General features: G+C 48.7%; 10 protein-coding genes. 7 read left to right on the forward strand and 3 right to left on the reverse strand.

The genetic code is table 11. The features are described from left to right. Window positions 1-101: 101 nt before the first annotated feature. From B7982_RS05920 to B7982_RS05930, 3 genes are read left to right on the forward strand one after another with little or no spacing between them, the layout of a single operon-like run. A complete protein-coding gene (locus B7982_RS05920) occupies window positions 102-938 on the forward strand; it encodes a TIGR02147 family protein (RefSeq protein WP_088659948.1) in 837 nt (278 codons plus the stop codon). After that, the gene (locus B7982_RS05925; protein WP_088659949.1) at window positions 925-2766 is read left to right on the forward strand and encodes a hypothetical protein; all 1842 of its coding nucleotides are present in this window, start codon (window positions 925-927) and stop codon (window positions 2764-2766) included. Before B7982_RS05920 ends, B7982_RS05925 begins: the two co-directional genes overlap by 14 nt. Before the next feature lie 29 nt (window positions 2767-2795). Further along, complete coding sequence (locus B7982_RS05930; protein ID WP_088659950.1) at window positions 2796-3557, forward strand: outer membrane beta-barrel protein; 762 nt, start codon at window positions 2796-2798, stop codon at window positions 3555-3557. Here the strand turns inward: B7982_RS05930 and B7982_RS05935 are convergent. After that, entirely contained in the window at window positions 3554-4522 is a 969-nt protein-coding gene (locus tag B7982_RS05935) for a KamA family radical SAM protein (protein ID WP_088659951.1), read from the reverse strand. The two genes, B7982_RS05930 and B7982_RS05935, sit on opposite strands and share 4 nt — an antisense overlap. A gap of 41 nt (window positions 4523-4563) precedes the next feature. Here B7982_RS05935 and efp point away from each other — a divergent pair, with 41 nt between their 5' ends. Both efp and B7982_RS05945 read left to right on the forward strand, forming a co-directional pair. Beyond that, on the forward strand, window positions 4564-5148 hold the full coding sequence (gene efp, locus B7982_RS05940; RefSeq protein ID WP_014547140.1) for an elongation factor P: 585 nt from the start codon (window positions 4564-4566) through the stop codon (window positions 5146-5148). A 192-nt stretch (window positions 5149-5340) separates the two neighbouring features. Further along, window positions 5341-6915: a sialate O-acetylesterase gene (locus B7982_RS05945; RefSeq protein ID WP_088659952.1), complete on the forward strand. Its 1575-nt coding sequence runs from the start codon at window positions 5341-5343 to the stop codon at window positions 6913-6915. 11 nt (window positions 6916-6926) lie between these two features. Here the strand turns inward: B7982_RS05945 and B7982_RS05950 are convergent, their stop codons facing one another. Both B7982_RS05950 and B7982_RS05955 read right to left on the reverse strand, forming a co-directional pair. Beyond that, complete coding sequence (locus B7982_RS05950) at window positions 6927-7901, reverse strand: hypothetical protein (protein ID WP_088659953.1); 975 nt, start codon at window positions 7899-7901, stop codon at window positions 6927-6929. A gap of 17 nt (window positions 7902-7918) precedes the next feature. Then, entirely contained in the window at window positions 7919-8374 is a 456-nt protein-coding gene (locus tag B7982_RS05955; protein ID WP_144065927.1) for a hypothetical protein, read from the reverse strand. A gap of 65 nt (window positions 8375-8439) precedes the next feature. Here B7982_RS05955 and thiL point away from each other — a divergent pair, with 65 nt between their 5' ends. Both thiL and B7982_RS05965 read left to right on the forward strand, forming a co-directional pair. Then, window positions 8440-9426 carry a thiamine-phosphate kinase gene (gene thiL, locus B7982_RS05960; protein WP_088659955.1) on the forward strand — a complete coding sequence of 329 codons (987 nt, stop codon included), beginning with the start codon at window positions 8440-8442 and terminating at the stop codon, window positions 9424-9426. After that, a complete protein-coding gene (locus tag B7982_RS05965) occupies window positions 9423-11348 on the forward strand; it encodes a GspE/PulE family protein (protein ID WP_233138391.1) in 1926 nt (641 codons plus the stop codon). Before thiL ends, B7982_RS05965 begins: the two co-directional genes overlap by 4 nt. The last annotated feature ends 97 nt before the right edge of the window (window positions 11349-11445 follow it).

An 11445-nucleotide genomic window follows, 5' to 3' on the forward strand; every position in this document is an offset into this window, starting at 1 on the left:
CAAAAATTACTAAAAATAGAGAAAATTAATAGAATTTGTTTCATTAATATTGAATTTTGTGGTGGTGTGATTTATCTTTATTGGTGTAAAGGTTGTGAAAAATGAAATCCGTTTTTGAATATAGAGATTACCGCGAATACATGCGAGACTTTTACGAGAACCGTAAAAGGTGTTCCGCATTTACGTGGCGCGAGTTTGCGAAACTTGCTGGTTTCTCTTCGTCGGGATTTTTGAAACTTGTTTGCGATGGCAAAACGCGACTTTCAAAAGTTGCGGTTGAAAAAGTCTTGCCTGCAATGAACTTGTCTGGCGCGCAGGCTGATTATTTCCGTGCGTTGGTTGAATTTTGCGATTCCGCTCGCTCTGAAGTCCGTCAAGTCGCTTTTGAACGGATGATGAAAATTGCGCAAGAAAACAAGATTGATTTTTTAGAGGCAAAGTCGTTTGAATATTTTTCGTCGTGGGCAAACCCGGCACTCAGGGAACTAGCCCCGATTATGAAGGGCGCAACGCCTCTTGAAATGGGACATGCTCTTGTGCCTGCCATTTCTGCTGCCGAAGCTCGTGAATCATTGGAACTTCAGGAATCGCTTGGGCTCTTGAAAAAAGATGAATGCGGAAATTACGTGCAAACAAGCGAAGGTGTTTCGAGCTCTCGTGAAGTAATCTCCGCGACGGTCGTCAACATGCAAAAGCAATATGCGCATTTGGCGGTTGAATCCCTAGAACGCTACACGCGAGAATACCGCCACATTTCGGGCATGACGATGGGGCTTGACCGAGAAGCGTATGAGCGCCTAGCCGCAGAACTTGATGTATTCCGCAAAAAAGTAGTGGAAATTTTATCAAACGTGAAAAGTTACGATCGCGTTTATCGAATGAATTTACAGCTCTTTCCATTGAGCAAACAAGTTGGAGAAAAAAATGAAAAAGATTAATTTGATGCAAAATTTATTTGCCATGAGCCTTGCTTGCGTAACGGTTCTTTCGGGGGGATCGCTACTTGCGGGGTGTTCCGGTTTTACCGAAGATACGAATACATCTTCGAATGATAATGGCGGACTCATTGATGTGCAGGCTGCTTTTGCTTCTGCACGCGTGTCGCGATTGGGCAAGGTTATAGTTGATGAATCTCAGGATTCTTTAACGATTGTTTATGAAACTTTTGGCGGCTGCCTGAAAAATGATAATGGCGTTTATGCCTATAACTCCGATTTCTATTTTGCCAATTCAAGGACTTATGCTTATAGTTTCCATGGTGATACGCTCGTCATGTCCTATGGTTTCATCAATCATGAAAAGGGCTCGCTATACGACTTAAACTTTTATCTTATTGGTGGTAATCCCGGTGATTTGAATGGAGTATGGATGTATTTGCCATGTACCTCATTTGGTGATGAACATAGTTGTCCTAATGAAATGGAAAATTTATTTATCCAATTCAATAATGGAAGTGTGGAAACCCGCGTTTCTGAAAATAAAACGTATGATTATATGAATTCTAGCTTTGTTCTTAATCTTGCGCTATTTATGACGGGACATGAAAATCGTATAGATTTTGATTTGCGCGGTCAAGTGATGAGTATGGATAATGATCTTTCAGGTAATGGATTTACAGTTCAAGAAAGAACAAATAAAAATATGAAATTTGTTTATAAAGAACACCAATATGAATTGAATGTAGATTATGTTCAAGTATCTGATTCAGCTTCTGTAACTTTGTCCTCTGAAGGGCTGTCTTGTTCAGCTTATTTGAGTGAACGTGATGATGTTTCTTCTGAAATTTGCCGCGAAGAAAATGCAGATTACCTTTATGAAAATGGCAAAGGGAGCTTGGGCTACCGTAAAGACAATAGTGAGGAATTTGCTAGTTGCGTGAAAACCCTTGTTAATCGCAAAACGAATGCTTCTTTGAGTGATAAGTCTGGCAATAATGATGTGCAGACTGCTTTTGAATCAGCTCGTTTGAATAGAGTGGGCAAAGCTATTGTTGATGAATCCAAAGATTCTGTAACATTTGTACTTGGAATTTCTGGGGGATGCTTTAGAAAAGATGGAAAGCTTTACTATGATGCGGACTATTATTTTGAAGATGTTGATCGTTTTGCTTATAACTTCCGTAATGATACTTTGCAACTTTCGTACATTGATGAGGATGAAATAGCAAAAGAGCTTGTTACTGTACAATGGGTTGGCGGAACTTCTGGTGTGTTGGATGGCACTTGGCGTACTTTTCCGTGCCTCTATGTCGATAGTGTCTATGGCTGCGGCAATGATGCTTACGAAAAGTTTTTTAAGCTTGATGGAGACTACTTAGAACATCGTGTTGGTGATGTGCCAAACTATGATTATATGAACACGAATTTTGTGGGGGATATATTCGGTTTCTTGAACGGTAAACACTCCATTATGATTGAAGATGTTTTTTATTCAAGGTCTGACTTTAGTCCCGAAAAATATGGAATTACGGTTCAAGAAAAAACGAAAAAGAGTATGAAGTTTACACATGAAGGTCGCACATTTGACTTGAAAGTGGATTTTGTTCGTTATAGCGATACCGTGGCAGTAACTCTTTCGTCTAATGGAATAGCTTGCGTTGGCAATTATAGCAAGAAGAATGATGTTCCACCCGAATTATGCCGTGAAGAAAATTCTGCTTATCTACAGTCTTCTAGAAATGATTCGAAATCAGATGCTCTGCAATATAAAAAGGACAATCGTTCTGAGTTTGAACAATGCATCAAGGATATTGTCGGTCTTGAATAAATTTGCTATAGTTGTGTTAGGAGGAGAATATGTTGTTTGGAAAAATGATGCGGGTTGCCGCGCTTGTCCTGTCGCTGGTCGGCGTAGCTGAATCGATTGCTGCGGCTGATAAGCCTTTGCAATTTGGAACTCACTTGAGCCTGAGTAAAGTTAACGAAATTACCGATGCTCCATGGGGCGTTTATGCGGATGGCGTCGGTTCTGGCGCAACTCTTTCGTTTGATGCGCTGTACCCGTTTTCGACTCGTTTTGCGCTGCATCCTTCCATCGGGTTGGACTACCGCTATTTTGTTTCGGACGATCAGCAAATGGGTGTAAGCAGTTGCGATTGTGGCGGAAACAGTTCTTGGGAAGGGAAGAATAAAGACTATCTGCTTTATGTAGAAATCCCCGTACTAGCGCAGTTTCAAATTCCAAAAATATTTTATTTCGAGGCAGGGCCGGTTTTTGACTTTTTGCTTATGCGAAAAAGTGAATTCTATATCCCGAAAGAACATCGGCAAGACAAATGCCACGATGACCGCTTTTTCGGAGCTGGCCTATCTGTAGGTTTTGGACACGAATTTTCGTTTGGTCTCTTTGTCGATGTACACTTGTCGTATCAATTGACCGATGTCGTGACGGTTGATAAAACTTGCGGCAGCTACACTATTTCTGGAGGGAGTAGCCGTACGGACAATACGACTGGAATCGAAGTTGTCGAAAAGGAATTCGAATATATCGACGAAAACATGGTCGGTTCGTATTACCTGTTCAACAAAATCCAGCTTGGCGTAGGCTACTGGTTTTAAATCGGCGTTTTGCTTTTTTCGCCGGCAATCTCGCGGACGAGTTTCGGCACGAGGTAGCCGGGGAGCTTGGTGCGGATTTGCGCGATAAGCTCCTTGGCTCGTTCATCGCTGATTTCAAAATGCGCGACGCCTTTTGCGTGGTCGAGCTGGTGCAGGTAGTAGGGGAGGACGCCTTGTTCAAAAAGCTTTCGGCTTAGGCGCTCGAGCGTTTCGGCATCGTCGTTCACGCCCTTCAGCATGACGCTTTGGTTCAAGAGCGTCCAACCACTGAACTTGAGTTGTGCAAAGACGGTGGCGGATTCTTCGTCGAGTTCGTCCTCGTGGTCCACATGGGCGACGAGGACGCAGTTGAAGCGGGCCGGCAGTTCACGCAAGAGTTCGAAATGTTGCATCACGAGGTCGGGGCGCATCACGGGGAGTCTCGTGTGGATGCGGAGCGTCGTAACGGAGGGGTGGAACGCAATCGCTTCGATGAGGTCGCGGAATGCGCCCGGGCCGAGGGTCAGCGGATCGCCGCCCGAAAGGATGATTTCCCAGATGTTCGTGTGGACGTCGAGCCAGTTCGATACTTCGCTTGCGATGTTCTGCGTGTCCTGGAAGGGGTAGTTGCGCCTGAAGCAAAATCTACAACGCACACCGCATGCCGAAGTCGAAACGATGAGGGCGCGGTTGTCGTACTTTTGCAGAATGCATTCGGACTTGCCGGCGGGGAGGTCCCCGACGGGGTCGTCGACGAACCCGGGTGCGTCCTTGAGCTCGTCTTTCGAAGGTAGAACCTCGCGTAGCAGTTTGACGGGCTCGCTGGATTTTTTGATCAAGTCGGCATAGTGCTTGGAACAGTAAAAGGCAAATGAAGGTTTAAGGTCGAGGTCCGCAAGCAAATCTCTTGTCAAACCGCTAAAATCTTTGCCCAAATAGTCTAAAAATTCAGGAATATGCGTGAAAACTTTAACAGATTTTTCCATTATATTGCTAAATTTAGAATCAAAAACCAAAAGAGGATAATATGGGTACTGTAAGCACCAACGAATTCCGTAAAAAATTGAAAATCATGGTTGATGGTCAGCCGTACGAAATCATCGAAAACCAGTTTGTGAAGCCGGGTAAGGGTCAGGCTTTCAACCGCGTTCGTATCAAGAACTTGGTGACTGGCCGTACTCTCGAACGCACCTGGAAGAGCGGTGATACGGTGGAAGAAGCTGATGTGACCTACACCGAAATGACATACCTTTACAACGACGGTTCTACTTGGTACTTCCTCAACAGCGAAACTCAGGAAACTGAAGAAATCTCCAAGGAAGCTCTCAATGGCTGCGAAGTTTGGCTCCTTGATGGCGCTACTGTCGAAGTCACTTGGTGGAAGGACCCGAAGACTCAGGCAACGCTTCCGATCGAAGTTATCCCGCCGACCTTCGTTGACTTGATGATCGTTGACGCTCCTCCGGCAGTTCAGGGCAACACCAGCGGTAACGTGATGCGTGAAGCTACTCTCGAAACTGGCGCTAAGGTGATGATTCCGCTCTTCATCGAAAACAACACCAAGATCCGTGTGGATACCCGCGACGGTTCTTACCTCGAACGCGCAAAGTAAGACATTGTCATCCTGGAGCGCGTAGCGCGATGGGATCCAGTGATTTTTCAAAAGCCTCGTCCAAGCGACGGGGCTTTTGTTGTACTGCGGCGAAGTCGCATAGACAAACTGTCTATAGTTTTTCTGGGGGCAGTCGCGCGCTTAGCCTCTTTTCTGTATAATTTATAATTGTTGTTTAACCCAAAGGGATATATGGGAATGTTTAATAAGGTTTCTGGTTTTGCGTCCGCGGTGTGTGTTGCTGCGGGCTTTGTGCTGTTTGGTGCGGCTTCTTCCGAGGCGGCTCCGGACCCGAATTTCCACATCTACATTGCGTATGGCCAGTCCAACATGGGCGGCACGGCAGATGCGCAGAGTGCGGACAAGGTCGAAAATTCGCGCTTCAAGATTTTTGCGACTCAAAAATGCTCGGGCAAGGGTCGTAACACGCTTGGCGATGTTTACCCGGCGGTGCCATCGCTTTTTAACTGCGGCAATACGATTTCGATTGCTGACTGGTTTGGGCGCACGATGGCCGACAGCATGCCCGATGTGACGGTTGCGATTATTCCGGTCGCGGTAGGCGGTGCGAGTATCAAACTCTTCGACCAGGACCAGTACAAGAGCTACCTCTCGACCGCAGAAACCTGGCTCCAGAATTACGCGAAGGAATACGCGAGCGATGGCAACGTGACGAAGACGATTATCGACATCGCAAAAAAGGCGCAGGAAAAGGGCGTTATCAAGGGCATCATCTTCCACCAGGGCGAAACGGATGGCGGCTACTCGGACTGGCCGAAAATTGTGAAGAAAACTCGCGACGATATTCTCAAGGCGCTCAACTTGAGCTCCGATACGGTGCCGTTCGTGGCGGGCGAGCTCTTGCGTGAAGGCTGCTGCTATTCCGACCGCGTGTCGAAACTCCCGAACACGATGGACAACACCTATTACGCCTCGTCCGAGAACTTGAAGGGCAATGGCGTGGACCGCTACCATTTCAATCACGATGCCTATGTGGAATTCGGCAAACGCTATGCGGCGCAGATGCTCAAAGCTGTGAACCGCAAGCCCGTGGAACCTGTTCCGCAGAAGCCGTTTGGCAAAGTGGTGGGCGATAGTGTTGTCGCAGGCGAACCGGCGGAAATCCCGGGCAGGATCGAGGCTGAAAACTATGACATCAATGGCGTCGGCACAGGCAATTCCTCTTATGCGGATAATGATTCCGAAAACAGGGGCGGTGTGTACCGCAAGGATGGCGTTGATATTTATGAGGGCGGTAACAATTATGCTATTGGCTACACGCAAGAAGGTGAATGGCTGGAATACACCGTGAACGTGACTGAAACGCGCAAGTACGGTATTTGCGCATTTGTGGCTTCAGGTACAGAATCGTCTAGCTTCAGCTTGCTCTTGGATGATAAGGAAATAGTTCCGTCTACGAAGGTTCCAAAAACAGGCGAGGATTGGAATAGTTATGACGTGTTGGAATTGGGCGAGGTTGAATTTACTGAGGGCGAGCACGTGCTGAAGCTTTTGATTACAGGCAACTACGTGAACATTGACTGGATTAATGTTTACGATCCGAGGCTTGCCATTCAACCGAAATTTGTTGCGTCATCGGGTCCGCAAACTTATGATGTGTTTGATTTGCTCGGGGCGCATGTCGGCCGTGTCGAAGCAGCAACTGCTCAGGATGTCTCGCAGAAAGTCCGCGCACTCGTGAAGCAGAACGGCACGTACCTCGTGAAGTCCCGTAACAGTTCCGCGGCCATCCGCGTGATGAAGTAATTTTTGCGATTCTAAAGAATGGCTTTTCTAAAGACCTGGGCGACCTCGTCCGGGTTATCGCTTTTAAGCCAACTTAACGTTTCGGTACCGCGGTAGCTCCAGGCGAAAATGTTCTTGATGCCTGCAGCACGGCTTTCAGCGACAGCGATGGCGAGGTCATTTTCGCGGCCCGCTTCAATTTGGTACGCCTTGACCCACATCTGTACGGATTTCCCGTAGCGGTTTGCGACTTCGACGAGCTTGTTTGCTGTTTCGCGGTACTTTTCGCGGACCCATTCTTCACTTGCTCCGCGCTCCCAGTACGGGTCGCTTGCAATTTCATCGACGGCATCGAGGCGCGCGACACGACCCCAGTCGTCGAGCCCCGCCGGGAACCACGGCGGGAGCATGCAAACGCAGTTGCGTTTGCCGCGCGCTTTAACATCTTGAGTCATCTCGTCCAAGAAATCAATGAGGCTTTCTTCGCGGAACTGCTTTACGTCGTCTGTAAGTTCGGCGGGCATCTCGTAACCAAACTTTGTACGGAACTTTGCGCGGCATTTTTCGCAGCGGCAGCTCCAGTTGCTAAGCCCACCCTTTTCAAAATAAAAGTGTGGCTCGTCCCAGAAAATCGTAGAGACGTTTGTGTCGCAGACAGTCGCAATCCACTTGTGCATGTAGGCGCGGAACTCTGGGTGGTTCGGGCAGGCGGCGACCTTCGGCTTTCCGTCTATGGCGACCTGGCACATGTCGTGATTCCTGGCGGTGAGTTCCGAATACGCTTCACCGCCAAATACGCGACCGACACCCCATGGGTTCACGTAAACGGAAAGTCCCATGGCGGCGGACTCGTTCACAATCTGCTTCATGGTGTCGTAATAGTATTGCAGGTCTTCTTCGCTCCACGTGTGGAGCACTGCGTTGTATCCTGCTTCTTTTATCTGTACAAGGTCCATGCGTGCGAGCTTCGGAGAGCGCACACCAAAGTAGCTAACGCCTTTAATCACGGTTGAAAACCTCTGTTTTAAATTCCTCTAAAGCTCTTGTGCTGAGTCCACTTGGCCCACTGCGGGCTGCAGTTCTTGTGTAGCACATTTTCGAGCGTGGCGTACCATTCTTCTTCGTTGATGGGGCGCCTGATCCAGAACGTGCTGTCGTCCCTTGAATCTTCGGGGAGAGGCATGTCGTCCGGAATGATTTCGATAATCCACGATTCGGGAATGCCGTTGTGGAGTTCCTTGCTGAAGGCGAGGTTCTTCTCGGTCGCGTGGTCGGCATGGTCAAAGATGATGAGCGATGGCGACTGGCCGATGATGAGTGCCGATTCCAAAAGGCTCTGGGCGCTTTCGATGGAATTGCAAGTATAGAGGGTGGAATCTTCCGCCATGTTACCATGTTCTAAAAGCCAGCGGAAGGTCCACTGGTTCAGCTTGTCGAGGCTGCCTGGCGATGATGGCGTTATAAAAAATATGTGTCCCACGCCTAAAGTATAGAAAGTTTATTGTTAAATTATTGGCAGAAAAAATTGAATTACCCTAGAAAAATATGAATTTCCCAGACCTTGGCGAATTTAGGTTCGTCAGCAAAATTTTGGAAGGGGCCCACCCCTTGAAGAACGAACCGCCGGCACACCGCAGCTGGCTGAACGTCGGGGATGACTGCGCCATCTTTGACGGCTGGCTTGCGACCAAGGACCTCTCGGTCGAGAACACACACTTTCGCCTGGACTGGTCGAGTCCGGAACAGGCGGTCGAGAAGCATATTGTGTCCAACGTTTCGGATGTGTCTTCCATGGGCGGTCGGCCCAAGATTGCGCTGTTCGGACTTTGCGTAAACAAAAAATGGAGCGAAGAAACTCGAAACAGAATTGCAAAAGCGGTTGCGCAAGGCTTTGAGAGAAGAGGAATTACGTTGATTGGCGGAGATACGGTCTCTGGCGATGTCGGGATGTTTTCGACAACTCTCCTCGGCACGACCGATGGAGAAATTTCGCTCCTCCGTAGCGCCGCAAAACCGGGAGACCACGTTTTTGTGGCGGGAACTCTCGGCAAATCTGACGCCGGCCTCTGGATTTTGATGAACCATCCCGAAGAATCAAAACGCTTCCCGAGGCTTGTCGAATACCACCTGGCACCCAAAATTTGCGAGGATGCGGGGGCCCAACTGGTCAAGCAGGGGGTGCGTGGCGCCTGCATGGACATTAGCGATGGCCTTAGTTCCGAATTGAACCACCTTGCGCTTTCGTCGGATGTTTCCATCGAAATTGACGAGCAAAAACTGCCGATTGACCCCGATGTTTTGGAAATGTGCAGGTATTTTGGCCTGTCACCCCTCCAATTTGCACTAAATGGTGGCGAAGAATACGAACTTCTGTTCACTTCTAATCTTACAAAAAGTATATATTTAGAAGGAGCGCCCCCAAAGGGCGAAATCCACGATATCGGTTTGGTATCTCGTGGGAGTGGTGTTTATATGAAAAGGCAAGATGGAGTTAAGACGCTCCTGAATGCTCAGGCGTGGTCGCATCTATGAAAGATTCAAATAGTTTAGGGCAGTTGCTGGTTCGCGTTAACCTGATTAACGAAGACCAGTTGAAGTACGCCGAAGACGAAGTCAAGTATCAGGCTCAGTTGGGCAAAAAGGTGACCCTAGTCCAGATTCTTTTGAAGGCTGGCATGGTCAAGCAGGAACAGCTGACGGATATTCTTGGTGTCCAGATGCAGAGTGTCACCAAGAAACGTATTGGTGAAATGCTTTTGGACCAGGGCTTCATCACGCAAGACCAGCTGAACGAAGCTCTTGAAAAACAGAAGACGTCTGGGGGCAAGCGCCTCGGCCGTGTGCTTGTCGATTTGAAGTTTATCGACGAAAAGAAGCTCACGGACATTCTTTGCTGCCAGTTCGAAGTCCCGTTTGTAAAGCTTGATGCCATCAAGCTCGATGAAAAGGTTTATGAGTTCATTGCCGAAGACCAGTGCAAGGCGAACAAGATTGTTCCTCTGTACGTGACGAAGGACTCTCGCCAGGCTCTCGTGGTTGCCATGGCGGACCCGACAAACGTGCGCCTCAGGGACTCCATCAAGTTTAAGGTCAAGCGCAATGTCGATGTGGTCATGGCGTCTGAACAGGACATCAAGAAGACTATCGATATCCTTTTTGCGGGGCACGGCCCGGCCGAAGAATCCCTTGCAGAACTTATTGGAGGTTCTGGAGAGGATGAACTTGAAACGGTCGAACGCGGAAATGGCAATAGCGATGAACCGGAACTGACTGACGAAGAAGGCCGCCAGGTCGTGAAGATTGTGACGACCTTGATCCATGAAGCCATTGCCCGTCACGCCTCCGATATTCACCTTGAACCGCAAGAGACGTTCCTCAAGTTGCGCTACCGTATTGATGGTGACTTGCAGGTGATGTCTCCGATTCCGGCACGACTCATGCCGCAGATTCTTTCGCGTATCAAGCTTTTGTCCAAGATGGACATTGCTGAAAAGCGTAAGCCGTTGGACGGCCGCTTCACGGTGCGTTACAAGGGATCCGAAGTTGACCTTCGTGTGAGCTCATTCCCGATTTCTTTGCGTAAGCGCGGTGTCTGCGAAAAGATCGTTATGCGTATTTTGGACCCGAATTCGGGTCAGTTCCCGCTCAGGGAAATGGGCTTTGACGCCCGCGTGCTCAAGCAGTTTATCGATGCGATTAATGCCCCGAACGGCATTGTGCTCGTTACCGGTCCGACGGGTTCCGGTAAGTCTACCACGCTTTACGCTTCTATTCGAGAAATTTTGGATTCCACGATCAACATCTCGACGATGGAAGACCCGGTGGAATTGAATATTGACGGTGTGAACCAGGGCCAGATTAACAATGCCGCAGGCTTTACCTTTGCGGCGGGCATTCGTGCCTTGCTCCGTCAGGACCCGGACGTGATTATGATCGGTGAAATGCGTGACCAGGAAACCTCGACGATGGCTATCGAAGCTGCTTTGACGGGTCACTTGGTCTTCAGTACGCTCCATACGAACGACGCTGCCGGTGCATTCCCTCGTTTGCTCGAAATGGGACTGGAACCGTTCCTTGTGTCTACTGCAATTAAGGGTGTCTTGGCCCAGCGTCTTGTGCGCCGCATTTGCAAAAACTGCAAGGAGCCGGTTGAAATTTCGCAGGAACTTCGCGAAGAACTCCACCTCTCGCCGGACATGCAGTTCTACCATGGCCGCGGTTGCGAAAAGTGCGATGGTTCGGGCTTCAAGGGCCGTTGCGGTATTTACGAGTTCCTCGTGCCGAACGAAGCTGTGCGTAACCTCGTGATCAAGCGCGCATCCGGTGACGAAATCAAGCGCGAGGCCATCAAGTCTTGCGAAATGATTACGCTCCGTATGGACGGCATCAACAAGGCGCTCCAGGGCCAGACCACGTTGGAACAGGCCATCGGCGCATCCACAGCCGACGAATAGTTCGAAGCTTGTCGCTCCGAGTTTTTAATCTTGTCATCCCCGCCTCCGAGCGGGGATCTCCTATTTTTGTAAGAGTCTAAACTAATAACTAATGACC

Source organism: Fibrobacter sp. UWB2, assembly GCF_002210425.1.
Lineage (GTDB): Bacteria > Fibrobacterota > Fibrobacteria > Fibrobacterales > Fibrobacteraceae > Fibrobacter > Fibrobacter elongatus.